Source organism: Corynebacterium sp., from assembly GCF_022712275.1.
Lineage (GTDB): Bacteria > Actinomycetota > Actinomycetes > Mycobacteriales > Mycobacteriaceae > Corynebacterium.
In genome coordinates, this window is record NZ_JALAGU010000055.1 from 63,164 (window position 1) to 80,479 (window position 17,316).

The 17,316-nt window shown below is 67.2% G+C and carries 14 protein-coding genes; 8 read left to right on the plus strand and 6 right to left on the minus strand.

What is annotated here, in order from left to right; all coding sequences use genetic code 11:
* Window positions 1–77: 77 nt before the first annotated feature.
* Window positions 78–1,112 (minus strand): transcription termination factor NusA, encoded by a 1,035-nt coding sequence (gene nusA / locus Q0A27_RS14840; protein WP_291476623.1) that lies wholly within the window; start codon window positions 1,110–1,112, stop codon window positions 78–80.
* Window positions 1,109–1,687, minus strand: coding sequence for a ribosome maturation factor RimP (gene rimP, locus Q0A27_RS14845; RefSeq protein ID WP_291476624.1), 579 nt, complete (start codon window positions 1,685–1,687; stop codon window positions 1,109–1,111). The genes nusA and rimP overlap by 4 nt, the downstream gene beginning before the upstream one ends.
* 42 nt (window positions 1,688–1,729) lie before the next feature.
* Here rimP and Q0A27_RS14850 point away from each other — a divergent pair, with 42 nt between their 5' ends.
* Window positions 1,730–2,614: a hypothetical protein gene (locus Q0A27_RS14850; RefSeq protein WP_291476625.1), complete on the plus strand. Its 885-nt coding sequence runs from the start codon at window positions 1,730–1,732 to the stop codon at window positions 2,612–2,614.
* Between the two features lie 317 nt (window positions 2,615–2,931).
* Here the strand turns inward: Q0A27_RS14850 and Q0A27_RS14855 are convergent, their stop codons facing one another.
* Complete coding sequence (locus Q0A27_RS14855) at window positions 2,932–4,689, minus strand: proline--tRNA ligase (RefSeq protein ID WP_291476626.1); 1,758 nt, start codon at window positions 4,687–4,689, stop codon at window positions 2,932–2,934.
* 50 nt (window positions 4,690–4,739) lie between these two features.
* Here Q0A27_RS14855 and yaaA point away from each other — a divergent pair, with 50 nt between their 5' ends.
* Together yaaA and Q0A27_RS14865 are read left to right on the plus strand one after the other, a co-directional pair.
* Window positions 4,740–5,555, plus strand: a complete 816-nt coding sequence (gene yaaA, locus Q0A27_RS14860) for a peroxide stress protein YaaA (protein ID WP_291476627.1) — start codon at window positions 4,740–4,742, stop codon at window positions 5,553–5,555.
* A 140-nt stretch (window positions 5,556–5,695) separates the two neighbouring features.
* The gene (locus tag Q0A27_RS14865) at window positions 5,696–6,826 is read left to right on the plus strand and encodes an ATP-binding protein (RefSeq protein WP_288629446.1); all 1,131 of its coding nucleotides are present in this window, start codon (window positions 5,696–5,698) and stop codon (window positions 6,824–6,826) included.
* Between the two features lie 17 nt (window positions 6,827–6,843).
* On the opposite strand, the gene cobA is transcribed toward Q0A27_RS14865, so the two are convergent.
* Window positions 6,844–7,851, minus strand: a complete 1,008-nt coding sequence (gene cobA, locus Q0A27_RS14870; RefSeq protein WP_291476631.1) for a uroporphyrinogen-III C-methyltransferase — start codon at window positions 7,849–7,851, stop codon at window positions 6,844–6,846.
* A 99-nt stretch (window positions 7,852–7,950) separates the two neighbouring features.
* Window positions 7,951–9,450 (minus strand): malate dehydrogenase (quinone), encoded by a 1,500-nt coding sequence (mqo, locus tag Q0A27_RS14875; RefSeq protein WP_200859043.1) that lies wholly within the window; start codon window positions 9,448–9,450, stop codon window positions 7,951–7,953.
* Between the two features lie 188 nt (window positions 9,451–9,638).
* Between mqo and Q0A27_RS14880 the strand changes: the two genes are divergently transcribed.
* The 3 genes from Q0A27_RS14880 to Q0A27_RS14890 all read left to right on the plus strand — a co-directional run bounded on the left by Q0A27_RS14880 (window position 9,639) and on the right by Q0A27_RS14890 (window position 13,385).
* A complete protein-coding gene (locus tag Q0A27_RS14880) occupies window positions 9,639–10,700 on the plus strand; it encodes an alpha/beta hydrolase (protein WP_291476635.1) in 1,062 nt (353 codons plus the stop codon).
* A 252-nt stretch (window positions 10,701–10,952) separates the two neighbouring features.
* Complete coding sequence (mtr, locus tag Q0A27_RS14885; protein WP_291476637.1) at window positions 10,953–12,440, plus strand: mycothione reductase; 1,488 nt, start codon at window positions 10,953–10,955, stop codon at window positions 12,438–12,440.
* Window positions 12,441–12,449: 9 nt separating this feature from the next.
* Window positions 12,450–13,385 carry an SDR family oxidoreductase gene (locus Q0A27_RS14890; RefSeq protein ID WP_291476639.1) on the plus strand — a complete coding sequence of 312 codons (936 nt, stop codon included), beginning with the start codon at window positions 12,450–12,452 and terminating at the stop codon, window positions 13,383–13,385.
* A gap of 117 nt (window positions 13,386–13,502) precedes the next feature.
* Here the strand turns inward: Q0A27_RS14890 and Q0A27_RS14895 are convergent, their stop codons facing one another.
* Entirely contained in the window at window positions 13,503–13,697 is a 195-nt protein-coding gene (locus Q0A27_RS14895; RefSeq protein ID WP_291476641.1) for a hypothetical protein, read from the minus strand.
* Window positions 13,698–14,232: 535 nt separating this feature from the next.
* Here Q0A27_RS14895 and Q0A27_RS14900 point away from each other — a divergent pair.
* Together Q0A27_RS14900 and Q0A27_RS14905 are read left to right on the plus strand one after the other, a co-directional pair.
* Window positions 14,233–15,021, plus strand: coding sequence for a YoaK family protein (locus Q0A27_RS14900; protein WP_291476643.1), 789 nt, complete (start codon window positions 14,233–14,235; stop codon window positions 15,019–15,021).
* Between the two features lie 401 nt (window positions 15,022–15,422).
* Window positions 15,423–16,925, plus strand: a complete 1,503-nt coding sequence (locus Q0A27_RS14905) for an MFS transporter (protein WP_291476645.1) — start codon at window positions 15,423–15,425, stop codon at window positions 16,923–16,925.
* Window positions 16,926–17,316: the final 391 nt, after the last annotated feature.

Genomic DNA, 17,316 nt, shown 5'->3' on the forward strand with positions numbered 1-17,316 from the left:
CAGACCGTTGACCAGTGTAACGCCTGAGAGGCCTTCACAGCCAACCGGCACACCGGGCACCGTGTCCGCTCCCCGGATCAGTCCTCGCGGGTGTCGCGGTACTCCCCCGTCTCGTCGGTCTCACCGGGGTCGGACTCCGGTCGGATGTCGATCTTCCAGCCGGTGAGGCGGGCGGCCAGGCGGGCGTTCTGCCCCTCACGGCCGATCGCCAGGGACAGCTGGTGGTCCGGGACAACCGCCCGGGCGACCTGCATGTCGTGGTCGGTGACGTCGACGCGGACGACCTTGGCCGGGGCCAGGGCGTTGCCGACGTAGACCGCCGGGTCCTCGGAGAAGTCGACGATGTCGATCTTCTCGCCGCCCAGGGCGTCCATGATCGCGGTGACACGCTGGCCACGCGGGCCGATGCAGGCGCCCTTGGCGTTCAGACCGTTGACCGCCGACCGCACGGCGACCTTGGAGCGGTGACCGGCCTCACGGGCGATGCCGGCGATCTCCACGGCCTCGTCGGCGACCTCGGGGACCTCGAGGGCGAACAGACCGCGGACCAGTTCGGGGTGGGTGCGCGACAGGAGGATCTGGATGCCCCGCTGGCCACGGTGGACCGCGGTGACGTAGCACTTCACGCGGTCACCGTGCTCGAGCTTCTCGCCGGGGATGTGCTCGGCGGTGAGGATCATGCCGTCCTGTCCGTCGGCCTCGGTACCGAGGTGGACGACGGTGAGTCCGCGCTCATTGGCGCGGGCGTCCCGGCTGACGACGCCGGAGACGACGGTGCCCTCCAGGGCGGAGTACTTGCCGTAGCTGGTCTCGGCGCGGGCGACGTTGACCTGGCCACGGATGGCGTCGCGCACGGCGCGGGCGGCGTCGCGTCCGAAGTCGGTGGGGGTGTCGTCGAACTCACCGGTGACATTGCCCTCGTCATCGGTCTCGGAGCGCAGAACGCGCACCGTGCCGTCGACCCGGTCGATCTCCACCCGGGCGCGGTCCTCCACCTTGGTCAACTCCCGGTAGGAATCGAGCAGGGCGAAAGAAATGGCCCTGATCAGGGACTCCTCCTGGACATGTTCCATGTCCTCCAGGGCTTTCAGGGCACTCAGGTCAATTTTCACTTGTCGTCCTCCTGCGCGGTCAGCGCACGGTACTTCTCGGGGTCCAGTCCCACCAGCTCGGATTCGGCGGCGGGGGCATCGGAAAACTCTACTTCTACCAGGGCACCGGCCGCTTCCGCCAACTCCGTGGCCAGGACGGTCGGGGCGTCCTTCTTCTTCACGGCCGGACGGATCAGCCAGACGGTGGCGTCCCCACTGTCCCCGTCGGCGCTGCCCTCGTCGACTCCGGCGATGCGCAGCTTCTCACCGCGGAGCAGGACGAGGCGTCCGACATTGCGGCGGAAGTGGCGCCCGGCGGTGAGCGGGGTGTCCAGACCGGGGGTGGTCAGTTCCAGGGTGTAGCCGGGGCCGAAATTGAGGGTGCCAGCGGTCTCACGGGCGTCGAACTCCGCGGAGACGGCCTGACTGAGCTCCTCCAGCTGGTCCAGGTCCGGACGGGTGTCACCGTCCACGGCGAGACGGACCGCGGACTTCGCCCCGGCCCGGGTGACGTTCACCGCCTCGACATCGAATCCGAGGGACGCCGCCAACGGCTCCGCAATCTCGCGGAGCTCCTGTTCAGAGGGAAAAGCCATGCCCAGAACAGTAGCACCGGCCTCAGATGGCACACTGGGAGAGTGCACGAGACTCCCCTGCCCCGACTGTCACGTCGTCGATTCCTCACCCGGACCCTGTTGGTCGGACTGGGTGTGACCGCGCTCCCCGCCGCCGGCACTCTCACCGCCTGCTCCCCTGACCAGCCGGAACCCGATGAGCGGATGCTGGAGATCCTCGGTGCCCTGCAGGCTCTCGGCGGGTCGTCGGTCGCCCCGTCGTCCTTCTTCCGCACGCAGGCCGAGCGGGTCTCCGCGGAAGTGATCCGGCAGTGCGGCACCGAGCCCTCCGACTCCTGCACCGCGTCCGTCGACAATGTCGAGGCACCCGCCGAGATGCCGTCCGTGGCGTCCGTGCGGGACATGATGACCGCACTGCTGCCTGAGGCCGCGGACAAGGACCAGGCGTCCCTGCTCACAGGACTCTTCGCCGCGCAGGCCACGGTCGCTGACAAGGACGCCGGGGCGCCGGCGGTCGACTGGGCCGTGGTGGACGGGCCGCTGTCCGGTTCCGCCCCCTCCGAGCTGGAGGACGCCACCTCCCGGATCCACGAGGCGATCTGGTTGTCCGGACGGATCCTGCCGTCGGCCGGGTCCTCGACCTCGGCGGTCACGACGGTCGGGACGCGACTGCGCCGGGTGCGCGATGCGCTCGTCACCGCCACCGGGGTCGCCTCATCGGCCGGCTACACCTTCCCGTCCGGTGCGCCGTCCGGGTCCGACGCCGTGGCGATGCTGCTGGACGCTGTACACGGGGTCACCGTGGACCTGCGACGGACGGTACGGACCGCGGACTCCGGGGACCGGCTCACCGTGGCCATGTGGTGCGCGGTCTCCGCGCGCTGCGAGGCCGCGCTGGAAGACGCCCTGGGCGAGGATCCCCTCGCGGTCGCCGTGCGCGGCGAGTAGATCCTCCGGCTGTTCCGGCGGCCGTGAGGTAGCCGTGAGGTAGCCGTGAGGTAGCCGTGAGGTAGCCGTGAGGTACAGGCGCCCTGATACCCCGAAGGGCCTGCCGGGAGTTCCGGCAGGCCCTTCGGTCGTTCTGCTTCTTCTTGTCAGGGACGGTGCGTGCCCGGGTCTTCAGCAGCAGATGCTGCTGCAGCTGCTCCGGGCTCATCTTCCACGTCCCTGGACGTTTCTTCTTCGGCGCCAAGTCATCACCTCCTACGCTCATGGTCCCGCATCTGTGCAGGACGACCGCAGGACAGCGTAGCGCAGAAGGTGGACTACTTCCCGGCGAGCTCGCGGATCGTGGCGACCGCATCCCCGTAGACGATGTTCGTGGTCTCACCGGTGAGACGGTTGCGCAGTTCCACGGTGCCCTCGGCGAAACCGCGGCCCACGATGACGACCAGCGGCATTCCGAGCAGCTCTGCGTCCTTGAACTTCACGCCGGGGCCCACCTTGGGGCGCTCGTCGAAGATGACCTCGAGGCCGGCGGCATCCAGCTCGGAAGCCAGGGACTCGGCGGCCTCGCCGGCGGCGGCGTCCTTGTTCGCGATGACGACGTGGACGTCGAACGGTGCGACGGTGGTCGGCCAGCGCAGACCTTTGTCGTCGTGCATCTGCTCGGCGAGCACCGCAATGAGGCGGGAGACGCCAAGGCCGTAGGAGCCCATGGTCGGCACGGAGCGCTTGCCGGACTCGTCGAGGATCTTCACGTCGAAGGCTTCGGTGTACTTCCGGCCGAGCTGGAAGATGTGACCGATCTCGATGCCGCGCTCCAGGGTCAGCGTGCCCATGCCGTCCGGCGCCGCGTCCCCTTCACGGATCTCGGCGGCCTCGATGAAGCCGTCGACGGTGAAGTCGCGACCGGCGACCATGTTGGCGACGTGGCGGTTCTTCGCGTCCGCACCGGTGATCCAGGCGGTGCCGTTGACCACGCGCGGATCGGCGAGAACCTTGATACCGTTGTCCGCCAGGCCCTTCGGCCCGACGTAGCCCTTGACGAGGAAGGGGTTCTTCGCGAAGTCCTCGTCGGAGGCAAGCTCGACCACAGCCGGCTCCAGGGATGCCTCGAGGCGCTTCATGTCGGCCTCACGGTCACCCGGCAGCAGGACGCCGGTGAGCTCCGGCTCTCCGCCGGGCTCGGTGATCTTCACGACGAGGCACTTGAGCGTGTCGGTGAGCTCGGCGGGACGTCCGTCGACCTCCAGCCCCTCGGACCGTGCCCAGTCCAGGAGGGTGTCCATGGTGGTGGCGTCCGGGGTGTCGTAGACCTTCGCCTCGGGCTGACCGTCGATGGGGCGCTCGGCCGGGGCCGGGGTGATGACGGCCTCGACATTGGCGGCGTAGTCACCGTCGGTGGCGCGCACGAAGGTGTCCTCACCGGAAGCGGAAACCGCGAGGAACTCCTCGGAAGCCGAGCCGCCCATCGCACCGGAGGTGGCGGCACAGATGGCGTACTCGACACCGAGGGAGTCGAAGATGCGCTGGTAGGCGACACGGTGCGCCTTGTAGGCCTCGTCGAGCCCGGCGTCGTCCATGGTGAAGGAGTACGAGTCCTTCATGATGAACTCGCGGCCACGCAGGATGCCGGCGCGCGGACGCTCCTCATCGCGGTACTTCGTCTGGATCTGGTACAGGGTGACCGGGAAGTCCTTGTAGGACGAGTACTCACCCTTGACCAGGTCGGTGAACATCTCCTCGTGGGTCGGGCCCAGGAGGTAGTCGGCACCCTTGCGGTCCTTGAGGCGCAGCAGGGAGTCGCCGTACTCGGTCCACCGGTTGGAGCGCTCGTAGGGCTCACGCGGCAGCAGGGCGGGCAGCCGGATCTCCTGGGCCCCGATGGCGTTCATCTCGCGGCGGACGATCGCCTCGATATTGTGCAGGACACGCAGACCCAGCGGCAGCCAGGAATACACACCGGGTGCGACACGCCGGATGTAGCCGGCACGGACGAGAAGCTTGTGGCTGGGGACTTCCGCATCAGCGGGATCTTCGCGCAGGGTGCGCAGGAAGAAAGAGGACATCCGGGTGATCATGACCGGTACTCTAGTTCATCGCTTCTGTCCACATCGATAGGGTGTCCCTCATGTTGATTCTCCTTCCTCCGTCCGAGACAAAGGCCGACGGAGGCACCGGTCCCGCGCTGGACCTCGACACTCTGTCCTTCCCCACTCTCACCCCGGTCCGCTCGGAGATCCTCGACGATCTCTCATCCCTCGATGAGGACGCCGCGTTGCAGGTCCTGGGCATTTCTGAGGCGCTGCGTGGGGAGGCTGTGGCCAACCGTGAGCTGCGCACCGCCGCGACGATGCCGGCGCTGGAGCGCTACACCGGGGTCCTCTACGATGCCCTGGACGCGGCGTCCCTCACGGACAAGGACGCGGACGCCAGGTCCCGGCTGGCCGTCGGATCTGCCCTGTTCGGGGTGGTCCGCGCCGACGACCTCATCCCCCACTACCGGTTGTCCTCGGGCACGAAGCTGCCGGTGCAGAACGCCGGGCGGGGCACAGGGTCCGCGGTGCTCACCGCGGTACCGACGCTGAAGAAGCGGTGGGGACGCCTGATCACCGAGGCCCTGCAGTGTACCCCGGACGGCTCCGGGGACGGTGTGATCGTCGATCTGCGCTCCGGCGGCTACCAGGGACTCGGCAAGGTGCCGGCGGCGGTGACGGTGCGGGTCGAATCGGTGCGCCCGGACGGCAGCCGCAAGGTCGTCAGCCACTTCAACAAGCACTACAAAGGCGTCCTGGCCCGGGTGCTGGCCACCGCCGGTGCAGATGCCGATGCCGCCCGCACAGCCGCTGACGTCGCCGCGATCGCCGAGTCTGCGGGGATGACCGTCGAGACCAACGAGGCGGTCGGCGGCAAGGCCCCCAAGGACACCCTGACGCTGGTGGTGTGATGCCGAGGCGGCCGAAGGTCACCGAATCTCGGACTATCGGAGTCTCTGACTGCGTCGACCACACCCGTTCTATCGTTTTATCGGATTCTCGGAACTCGCGAAGACTATCGGTTTATCGTTTTATCTGGCAGTCTGACGGTGTGAGCGCAACAGTCCCCAATCCCTTCAGTCCGACTTTCGGAGCGTCGCCCCGCCACTGGGCCGGACGACGCATCATCCTCGATGACTTCACCCGGGCATTGGAGAGCGGCCCGGGTTCCCCCACCCGCAGCATGGTCATCAGTGGTGCCCGAGGGATCGGAAAGACCGCCCTCCTCACAGAACTCGAGGACATCGCCGCCACCCGCGGGTGGATAGTGCTGCGAGCCTCCGGCAGAGACAACCCGGTCGCCGATCTCACGGACACCGTGATCCCCGGCAAGATCCTGGAGCTCGATCCGCCGTCACGCCGTAAGGTCTCCGGCGTGAGCATTGCCGGACTGGGATCGGTGAGCACATCGACATCCGACCCCCTCCAGCCGGTTCCGACCATCAACACACGGCTACGCGAGCTTCTCGCACTACTGGAGGGCACAGGCGTCCTCATCACGGTCGACGAGATCCAGGACGCTGATGCGGAGGACATCACCCGGCTGGCCGTCGCCTACCAGGATCTCGTCCGTGACCGCATGGAGGTCTCCCTGGTCGTCGCCGGACTGCCGTTCGGCACCGACCGACTCCTCAATCTGCCCGGGACGACGTTCCTCCGTCGGGCCGAACGGTATGACCTGGGGCCACTGACCGATGAGGACGCAGGAGACGTCATCCGGCACACCACAGACGGGTCCGGTATCGAGTTCACTCCCGAGGCGGTCGAGACAGCCGTCGACATCGCCGAGGGTTATCCGTACCTCGTCCAGCTCATCGGTTACCTCTGCTGGGAAACCGCACAGCGGAAGGAGCGGACTGTCATCGAAGCCGCGGACGTTGACAGGGAGCGGAGCGAAGCCGTCCAGTCCATGGGTGCCCAGGTCCACTTCATCTCCCTCAAGGAGGTTCCGGCGGGCCAACGCCGCTATCTCTCGGCGATGGCAGAACTCGGCGACGGGCCACAGTCCACCGCAGATGTCGCCGAAGCGCTCGGGAAAACCGCGGGTTCCACCTCGGACGTCCGCGCCCGGCTCATCGAACGCGACCTCATCCAGCCCGCAGGGCGCGGCAAGGTCGAATTCACGCTCCCCCACCTCGGTGAATGGCTCCGCGGACCGGGTACTGTCCGCCGGGTGCAGTAGATCCCCGCTGCGGTGACCTACCCCAGCTCGGCGATGTGCCCCGCGGCGTCCCCGATGACGATGACGGCGGGATGACCGAGGCCCTCCCGCTCAATGGTCTCGCCGAGGGTCGCCAGCGTCGCGGCGGTGACCCGCTGGCCGGGCATGGAGGCGTTCTCCACGACGACCGCCGGGGTGGCGGCGTCCCGCCCCTGGGCGATGAGCTCCGCGGCGATCGCGCCGGCGTTCTTCACCGCCATGATGAGCACGAGGGTGCCGGTCATACCGGCCAGTGCGGTCCAGTCCACCAGTGACTTCGACGAGTCCGGCGGCACATGTCCGGAGACCAGCGTCAGGTCATGGTTGAGCCCGCGGTGGGTCAGCGAGATCCCCGCCACCGCAGGTCCTGCGGTCATCGAGGTCACCCCGGGAATGACCTGGACCGGAATGCCGGCAGCCGTGCAGGCCTCGATCTCCTCGTAACCGCGGCCGAAGATGAACGGATCACCACCCTTGAGCCGCACGACCTTCTTCCCCTCGCTCGCCCGCTCGACCATGAGTTCGTTGATCCGCTCCTGGGCGACCTGGCGGGAGTACGGGATCTTCGCGACGTCGATGAGTTCGGCACCGCGGGCTGCGGCGTCCTCGGCGAGATCCACCGGGCCGAGATGGTCGGTGAGGATGACGTCAGCCTCGGCCAGTGCCTTCGCCCCGGCCACCGTGATCAGCTCCGGATCGCCCGGTCCACCACCGACGAGGACGACCTCGCCGACAGTGGATGATGAAGTGGCGTCGGGGGTGGCGTCCTTCCTCTCCTCCCGGGGGCGCCGGTCGTCGACGGGGATACCGTTACGGTGCGCCCACGCCAGCGCCTCGTCGGCAGCCGTGGTCTCCGTACCCGCGGGAATGCGGACCAGGCCGATCCGCGTGGCGACATCCCCCCACCCCACAGGCACGGCCCCCTGCTCGCGCAGCAGCTCGGCGGCGATATCCGCCTCCGGCCCGTCGACCACCAGCACCGGTACCCCGGTCAGTACAAGACTCATAGCCACCGAGTCTAGTGCCCGCACATCAACGACCCGGCAGGGTGGTCTGAGAATCCTCAGACCACCCTGCCGGGTCGTTGTCAGTGCACGGCCGGACGCCTAGGCCAGCTTCAGGGCCTTCTGGCTACGCTCCCACTGCTCGTTGTACAGAGCGTTGTCGTCGGAGAGCTTGCTGCCGTAGGACGGGACCATGTCCTTGAGCTTCGGGGTCCACTCGTCCATCTTGTCGGAGAAGCAGGCCTGCAGGACCTCGAACATCGCCGACGGGGCGATGGAGGCTCCCGGGGACGCACCCATCAGGCCGGCAATGGAACCGTCGGCGGAGTTGATCAGCGCGGTACCGAACTCGAGGGAACCGAACTTCGGGGCCTTGGCCGGCTTGATGACCTGGACGCGCTGACCGGCGGTCACGAGCTCCCAGTCCTCGTCGCGGGCGTCGGGCATGTACTCACGCAGCGATTCGACACGGGCAGCCTGGTTCTTCAGCACCTCGGTGACGAGGTACTTGGTCAGACCGAACTCCTGGGCGGCGACACCCAGGTAGGACGGGATGTTGCCCGGGCGCAGGGACTTGAACAGGTCCAGGTAGGAACCCTGCTTGAGGAACTTCGGGGTCCAGCCGGCGTACGGGCCGAACAGCAGGCCCTTCTTGCCGTCGATGACGCGGGTGTCCAGGTGCGGGACGGACATCGGCGGGGCGCCGACGGCGGCCTTGCCGTAGACCTTCGCGGCGTGCTGGTCGACGAGCTCCTGGTTGGTGCAGCGCAGCCACTGGCCGGAGACCGGGAAGCCGGCGTAGCCCTTGATCTCGGAGATGCCCGACTTCTGCAGCAGCGGCAGGGCCATTCCGCCGGCACCGACGAAGACGAACTTCGCGTGCACGGTGGTGGTGTCGCCGTTGTGCAGGTTCTTGACGGTCAGCTTCCAGCCGTTGCCCTCGCGGGTGATGTCGGTGGTCTGCGAGCCGTAACGGACCTCGACACCCTGGGCGGTGACCGCGTCCAGGTACTGGCGGGTCAGGGCACCGTAGTTGATGTCGGTACCGGCGTCGATCCAGGACAGGCCGACACCCTCGGAGTAGTCGCGACCCTTGTCCATCAGCGGGACCTTGGAGGCGAAGACCTCAGGATCGTCGGTGTAGTGCATGTCCGGGAAGAGCGGGTTGTCCTTCAGGGCCTCGTAGCGGGCCTTGATGTACGCGACATCCTTGGCACCGTGACCGAAGGACATGTGCGGGGTGGGGTTGATCCACTCGCTCGGGTCACCCAGGGTGCCGTTCTCGACGAGGTAGGACCAGAACTGGCGGGAGACCTGGAACTTCTCGTTGATGTTGACGGCCTTGGTGATGTCCACCTTGCCGTTGACCTCGGGGGTGTAGTTCAGCTCGCACAGCGCGGAGTGGCCCGTACCGGCGTTGTTCCACGGGTCCGAGGACTCGGAGGCCGGGATGTCCTGGCGCTCGATGATGAGCTGGCTCCAGTCGGGCTGGAGCTCACGGAGCATCACGGAGAGAGTCGTCGAGATGACGCCGGCGCCGACAAGGGCGACGTCGACGCGGTCATTCTGGGAGGGTGACACGTTTAGCACAATCCTTTTCATCGCTGCTGTTCCGCCGTCGCGACCGGCCGGGCGGCACCGTTGTACGGTGTGCGACCGGAGAGGTCGGGGCGTCCACAATCAGGTAATGGTACGCGGTGACGTGCCATGTTCACCATCGGGGCCCGTTCTGCCGGGTAGCATGACCGCCTGTGACTCATCTCAATCTTGCCTCCGTACTGTCCCAACCAATGGGAACAAGTATCCATGACCTGGACTTTGTGCCCGACCTTCTGGGTGAGGGATACGAGCAGACGACCGTCGAACTCGGCGACGACCCGGACGGCGAGGCACCGGGTACACCCGTGGTGACCACGCTGGTGCGCTACCGGCCTTCCGGGGAGGACGCCGGGTCAGACGCCGCCTATGCTGGGCGCCCCGCCATGCTCCTCGTCCACGGCATGACCGACTTCTTCTTCCAGACCCACGTCGCCGAGCACTTCGACGCCCTGGGGTACGCCGTCTACGGCATCGACCTCCGCAAGTGCGGACGCTCCCACCGCGCCGGCCAGACCTGGCACCATGTCACCTCGCAGGCGATCTACGACGAGGACCTCTCCGTCGCCCTGTCCCTGCTCGGTGCGGGACACCCCTCGGTCGTCCCGGTAGGCCACTCCACCGGCGGTCTGGACGTCACCATGTTCGTCGCCCGCCTCCACGCCGCCGCCCGGCGCGGTGATGCGGCCCGCGGCGTCCTCCACGGTGTGATTGACGCGGTCGTGCTGAACAGTCCGTGGCTGGACCTCCAGTTCGACGGGTTCACCAACTTCGTCATCCGGCAGGTGTTCCCGAAGGTCGCGAAGGTGGCGCCGGCATGGCACGTGCCCGGGGGCATCAACCCGACCTACGGGCGGACGCTGCACGCCGAGGAGTTCGGCGAGTGGGACTACGACCGCGAGTACAAGCCGCTGCTCCCCCGCCCGAAACAGGTCAGTTGGCTGGTGGGTGTGTCCCGTGAGATCGACAAACTGCACACCGGCCGGTTCTCCACCGGTGTGCCGACTCTTCTGCTGTGCTCGGACGCCGACAGCCCGGGCCGCAGCATCAAGGGCACCGACGGGGTGGAGGTTCCGGAGGAGATCGCCTTCCTCACCGACACGATCCTCAAGCCCTCACAGATGCGGGACGCCGCCCACCTGGTCGACCCGGACTGTGTGGTCGTCACGGTGCCCGGCGCGATGCACGACGTCTTCCTCTCCCGACCGGAGGTCCGCGAGACCGCCTTCGAGGCAGTGGACGCCTTCCTGGGCTGAGGCGGTCACCCTTCTCCCCTGTCTTGCCTGTTCCCAGCTCCCTGTTTCCAGCTCCCGCCCTCTCGCCGGAATCGCTCACCACAGCGTCAGCGCCTCAGGGCCGCGACGCTGCCACATGTCGGCATCCCTTCCGGCAGTCCGGCATCTCTTCGCGTCGGCTGAGCGGTCCGAGGCGACAGGGAGAGATGCCGCTGTGCAGGTTCCACTGCCGGAGGTCACCGGCCGAGCCTGTAGATCACTACGATCGTGCCCATGGCAGATATCGCGGCAGACAGCGCAGAGCACGCAGAACACGCAGAACACGCAGAACACTACGACCTGATCATCGTCGGCACCGGCTCGGGCAACTCCATCCCCGAGGAACTCAACGACCGGAAGATCGCCATCGTCGAGAAGGGCATCTTCGGCGGCACCTGCATCAACGTCGGGTGTATCCCCACGAAGATGTACGTCTACACCGCCGATGTCGCCCGTGAGCTCTCCGAGGCGTCCCGCTACGGACTCTCCCCGGTCAACCCCGGCACCGGTGAGCCGGTCGACCAGCCGCAGTGGCGCATCGACTGGGACGGTCTCAAAGAGCGCGTCTTCGGCCGTCGTATCGACCCGATCTCCCGTGGCGGTGAGGAGTACCGGCGCGGCGACGAGACCCCGAACATCACCTTGTACTCCGACGTCGCCCGGTTCACCGGCGACCGCACGATGCAGATCGGCACCGGGGAGAACGGGGACGCCACCATCACCGTCACCGCCGACCAGATCATCCTCGCCACCGGTACACGCACCTGGGTGCCGGACGTCATCGCGGAGTCCGGTGTGCGCTACCGCACCAATGTCGACGTGATGCGGATGGAGCAGCTGCCGCGCACCATGGTCATCCTCGGCGGCAGCATCATCGCCACCGAGTTCGCGCACGTCTTCTCCTCCCTGGGAGTGGAGGTGTTCGTCATCAACCGGTCGAATACGTTGCTGCGGAAGTTCGATGAGACGGTGAGCGGCCGCTTCACCGAGGTCGCGGGTACGCAGTGGACGAACCTGCTGGGTCGCACCGTCACCGCCGCCCGCGAGCACGGCGGTCTGGTCACCGTCACCCTCGACGACGGACGCGAAATCGACTGCGACGAGCTGCTGCTGGCCCAGGGCCGAGTCCCGAACTCCGATCTGCTGGACTGCGCGGCCGGCGGGGTGGAGCTCGATGGCGACGGCAAGATCATCGTCGACGACTTCGGCCGCACCTCCGCTGACGGGGTCTGGGCCCTGGGCGACGCCATCGCCGGCCCGGAGCTCAAGCATGTGGCGAACCAGGAGGCCAGGGCGGTGTTCCACAACGTGGCCTCCTCCGATGAGTTCGACCTGGAGCCGCTCAAGCACGACAACGTCCCCGGCGGTATCTTCAGCCACCCGCAGATCGGCTATGTCGGCATGACCGAGACCGAGGCCCGCGCGTGGGCCGAGGAGAACGACCGCACGATCACCGTGAAGGTGCAGGAGTACTCGGATGTCGCCTACGGCTGGGCGATGGAGGACACCACCGGGTTCTGCAAGCTCATCGCGGACGCCGGATCGCGTCGTCTACTCGGTGCGCACATCATGGGCCCGCAGGCCGCGACGCTGATCCAGCTGCTCGTCACCGCGATCGAGTTCGACCTGGATCTGGTGGACTTCGCCCGCAAGCAGTACTGGCCGCACCCGTCCCTGTCCGAGCTGGTGGAGAACGCCCTGCTCGGCCTCGAGTTCGAGTAGGTCACGGCGATGGGCGGCAACGACGGAAGCAACGGGTACAGCGTGGTGACGGGGGCGGCGTCCGGCATCGGTCGGGAGGTCGCCCGCACCCTGGCCGGTGAGGGGCGACGACTCGCGCTCACCGACCGGGACGAGGAGGGGTTGGCGTCACTGCGCACAGAGCTGGAGGACGCCACCCCCGGCTCGGTCGTGGACGTGAGCGCCCTGGATGTCACCGACCATGAGGCGGTGTCCTCCTGGGGTGCTGCTCTGGTGGACGCACACGGCGCACCGGAGGAGGTCTTCCACGTCGCCGGCATCGCGATCTGGGGTGATCCGACCACGCTGCCACACGACAAGTGGACGAAGGTCATCGACGTCAACCTCATCGGCACGGTGAACGTGGTCGAGTCGCTGGTGCCTCCGATGTCTACGGCGCCGGCGCTGACAGGTCGGGAAGGACGCCGCCTCTTCGGGCTGCTGCCTGGCCGGAAACGCTCACGGCACCTGTGCTGTGTGTCCTCGGCCGCCGGGTTCCTGGGCCTGCCGTGGCACGGTGCCTATGCGGCGTCGAAGGGTGGAGTGCTGGGGCTGTGCGAGGTGCTGCGGTTCGACCTGGCGTCCTCCGGGATCGCCGTGCACTGTGCCGTGCCGGGTGCGGTGGACACTCCCCTGGTCCGTACCATCGACATCGACGGGGTCGACCAGTCGAAGCCGCGGGTGTTGAAGGCGAAGGGCCTGTTCCAGGGCATCGCGGTGACACCTGAGGAGGCGGCGTCCTCGATCGTCGGTGGTGTGCGCAAAGGCCGCTACCTGCTGTACACCAGCCCGGACATCCGGGTGGGACGCTGGGCACAGGTGAACATGCCGTGGGCGTACCGCGGGGTCATGCGGCTGTTGAACCGCGGGCTGCGGTGGGCGGCGAAGGACACGCCGGGGACCGGGGCGCCCGGTAGTCCCGGTTGAGAGGAGCTGTGTTGACCACCTGGTTGGCCGGGATGAGCGACACGGGCGGACACAGTCGCGGGGTGCCGTCTGCTGGCTTGTCCCTGTCCTCGGCCCCATCCTGTGGTGGGCGTCGGGTCAGCGCCGGAGATTTTCGAGGGCCTCGTCCGAGTGGGAATTCGTCCTGCCGTCCGGCGCCCCCATGTACTGCTGGAGGGACAGTCGCTCAACTGCGTCGACGTCACCCGTCACCATGGTGTCGACCGCCTGCTCCACCCTTTCGTCTGACATCCCGCTGCTCTCCGGGAACTCCGGAAGTTCTTTCATCTCCATTCCCGCATCTCCATTCCCGGGCCAGCGAACCCGGCGGCAGGACGCTGATCGTCGGAACCCCTGCTGGTCCGTCGGCTGTGTTCCCCCTCCATCGTGCTTTCCCCGACTCCGACTCTCCTCCGGAGCACCCGGTGAGTATCAGGACCGCGAAGGTGGCGACCACCAGTGTGGTCATTGCGCGCGTATGCGTGAACCCCATGTCCCCGCCCTCAACTTTCATGTCGGCTTTCGTCTCGACGTATGCGACGGCCCCTCGCCGTCATCCCCGGAACCCGGTGAGTTCCCTTCCTGAAAACAGTAGCAGCATTCGCGCGAGCCAGGCGGGGAAACCATGAGCGCACTGTGACCTGCATCTCCACACTGGTCGGACGTGTCCGGAATCATGAGGTGAAGAGCGTACACCCCACATAGACTGGCCAACCCCGGGACTCACCGCCGACTCTCCTCGCACCGGCGGTGTCGCCCCGGGACCGATCTGGCCGTCCGGCCAGACGGGACAGACCAGACAGACCCTTACCCGGAAAGGCGCCCGATCGTGCCCTCACATCCCACGACCACGCATACCCCGACCACAGCTACCCCGGTCAACCGACCGGACGAGCACAGTCCGCCGAGCACCCCGCACCCCGCCCTCGGCCCCTATCACGACGGTCGTGAAATGGCCCTCGGCATCGTGCTTGCCGCCTTGGCCGGCGCGATGGGCGCAGCTGCCTGGCTGCACACCGACGGCTGGTACGTCACCTTCATGACCGGCAACACCGAGCGGATGATCCTCGAGCATGCCAAGGGGGAGCATGTCCTGGGTATCAGCGCCCTGACCACCGTCCTCGTCTTCATCCTCGGTGTAATGGTCGCGACCTGGGCCAGGATCCGCTGGTGGCGCAAATCCCGGCACGGCGCCACGGTCCTCACCACCGGAGCCGCCTATCTCGCCTGGTTCGCGGACGTGGCCACCGAGGGAGCATCGGACCTGTTCGGCGTCATCCCCGTCCTGTGCCTGGCCTTCGGACTCGGCGCACTCAACACCTCCGTCAGCCGCAACAACCAGGTCGCGATGCCGCTGTCCTATGTCACCGGGACGCTGGTGAAGATGGGCCAGGGGTTCGCCCTCCACATGGCCCGCGTGAGCCGCTGGGTGTGGGTCTCCCAGGCGGTGACCTACGCAGGCTTCCTCGGGGGCATCCTCACCGGCGCCGTACTCTTCGTCTCCGCCGGCACCGATGACACACTCGCCGTCCTGGCGATCCTGTGCACCCTGATCACCCTGGCCACCTGGCGCCTGGACCACCCGCTCTACGCGGTGAAGGACGCAGGCAAGGCCTGACCTCTTCTCGCCCGTGCCACTCCCGCCCCTTCAGAGTGGCACGGGCTCTGATGAGTCCGAGGTGAACCACGGACGCCAGGACCGGTCTTACCACTCCCTAATATTCCCCCGACCTGCGACGATGTAGTTCACCCCAGATTCACGGGGGATACCTGCGTAAACGCCGGTCACTTCGCCTCTCAGCTTCAGTAGAGAGAGGCGATCAGGTTGCTCATATTGATAAGGCGACTATACAGTAGAACGAGTATTTCATTACCGGACGCCATTCCCCGGCGTCCTCACGGTCCCGTGCACTCCGTGCCACGGGACCCGTCCGTCAAGACCCGACGAAAGGACCGCGGCCCAGGACAACCCCACCCACTGCACACCCCGGAACCCCGGAAGGACGGCTGACCCCAGCCATGTTCGGATCACACCCGAAGACCCCCACCCCCACCAAGGGAAAGAGGTGGAAGGCAGACGACGTGACCGTCACCGAGCCCGCCACCGTCAGAACCGCCATCAACGCCGCCGCCATCGGAAACGTCACCGAATGGTACGACTTCGGCGTCTACGGCTACCTCATGCTGACCATCGAGGGGGTGTTCCTTCCGGAGGATTCCGGCGCAGCAGGCAAGATCATCACCGCCGGCCTCTTCGCGGTCTCCTTCCTCGTCCGCCCGATCGGCGGCCTGATCTTCGGACCGCTCTCCGACCGCATCGGACGTAACCGTGTCCTCGCCATCACGATGATCATGATGGCGACCGCCACCTTCCTCATCGGCGTCATCCCCGACTACGCCACCATCGGCATGGCCGCACCGTTCCTGCTGCTGCTCTGCCGCCTCCTGCAGGGCTTCTCGACCGGCGGCGAGTACTCCAACGCCATGACCTTCATCGCGGAGTACGCCCCGGACCGTAAACGTGGCTTCTTCGGCAGCCTGCTGGAGGTCGGTACCTTCGGCGGCTACGTGCTCGGTGCTTCTGTCGCGGTGATCCTCGAGTCCGTCCTCGGCGACGACGCCATGCAGTCCTGGGGCTGGCGCCTGCCCTTCTTCGTCGCCCTTCCACTGGGCTTCATCGGCATCTACCTCCGCGCCAAGCTCAGCGACACCCCCGCCTTCGAGGCACAGGAGGCCGCCAAGAGCGCACCGGAGAGCGAGACCCACGCGGCCCGCGACTTCGAGGGCCACGAGTTCAAGAAGATCGCGTCCCTCTGGCCCTCCGTCCTGGTCTGCTGTGGCCTGGTGATCGCCTGGAACGTCACGAACTACATGCTGACCTCCTTCATGCCCTCCTACTTCGACGAGGTCGGCAACCGGCAGGACGGCTTCGAGATCACCAGCCTCACGGCCAATATCCTCGAGATCATCGTCATGCTGATCTGCCTGCTGCTGATCCCCGTCTTCGGCAGGCTGTCGGACCGTGTCGGACGCAAGCCGATCGTCCTCGCCGGCTGCGTCTCGCTGATCGTGCTGGCGATCCCGTCGATCCTCCTGGTCCGGGTCGACAACGTGGTGACGGTCTTCCTGGGAATGCTCATCATGGGACTGTCGCTGATCTGCTTCAGCTCGATCATGCCGTCGACCCTGCCCTCCCTGTTCCCGACGGTGGTGCGCGCCGGTGCCCTGGCGATCGCCTTCAACGTGTCGATCTCCCTGTTCGGCGGCACGACCTCCACGGTCATGGAGGCCCTGATCTCCGCCACGGACAACCTGATGTGGCCCGCCTACTACCTCATGATCGCCGGTGCGATCGGGTTGATCGCCCTGCGCTACCTTCCGGAGACCAACGGCCGACCGATGTGGGGTTCCAATCCCGCCGCCGCATCCCGGGAAGAGGCCGTCGAGCACGCCGCCGAGCTCAACCGAGAGATCGAGGAGCTGGAGCGCGAGGCCAACAGCGTCCGCTCCGCTGCTCGGTAGGGCGCCCCCTGTAGGACTTCTCTCCTTCTGCCCCGCCCGGTCACCCGTCCCAGGGTGACCGGGCGGGGTTTCCACACTGGAGTGCCGAAACCGCAGGATGCGTCCCGTCGAGTTTCGCAGCCGAGGATCCGACGATCCCGTCTGCACTCTCCCGTCGCTTTCTTCGGCGACTCCCCGGATGATGGGGCCACCGCCGCTGCCGCGGAAGACGCTGCGTCCTCCGCCCCGGACCTCAGCGGCATCGACCTGACGGATCCGATGGCCTCGCCGGTGTTCGACTCGCGCGAGCTGACCACCGACGGCCGGTCCTTCGGCGAGATCATCCGGGAGGACGCCGATCTGCGCGGCGTCCTGACGGGACCGGACTGCCGGCCCGGCGACCGGTTCACCG

Bases quoted from the DNA above. Each gene is read 5' to 3' on its own strand.
- rimP (WP_291476624.1), bottom strand. From the start codon at position 1,687: ATGGCTTTTCCCTCTGAACAGGAGCTCCGCGAGATTGCGGAGCCGTTG.
- Q0A27_RS14855 (WP_291476626.1), bottom strand. From the start codon at position 4,689: ATGATCACCCGGATGTCCTCTTTCTTCCTGCGCACCCTGCGCGAAGAT.
- yaaA (WP_291476627.1), top strand. From the start codon at position 4,740: ATGTTGATTCTCCTTCCTCCGTCCGAGACAAAGGCCGACGGAGGCACC.
- cobA (WP_291476631.1), bottom strand. From the start codon at position 7,851: ATGAGTCTTGTACTGACCGGGGTACCGGTGCTGGTGGTCGACGGGCCG.
- mqo (WP_200859043.1), bottom strand. From the start codon at position 9,450: ATGAAAAGGATTGTGCTAAACGTGTCACCCTCCCAGAATGACCGCGTC.
- Q0A27_RS14880 (WP_291476635.1), top strand. From the start codon at position 9,639: ATGGGAACAAGTATCCATGACCTGGACTTTGTGCCCGACCTTCTGGGT.
- mtr (WP_291476637.1), top strand. From the start codon at position 10,953: ATGGCAGATATCGCGGCAGACAGCGCAGAGCACGCAGAACACGCAGAA.
- Q0A27_RS14890 (WP_291476639.1), top strand. From the start codon at position 12,450: ATGGGCGGCAACGACGGAAGCAACGGGTACAGCGTGGTGACGGGGGCG.
- Q0A27_RS14895 (WP_291476641.1), bottom strand. From the start codon at position 13,697: ATGGAGATGAAAGAACTTCCGGAGTTCCCGGAGAGCAGCGGGATGTCA.
- Q0A27_RS14905 (WP_291476645.1), top strand. From the start codon at position 15,423: ATGTTCGGATCACACCCGAAGACCCCCACCCCCACCAAGGGAAAGAGG.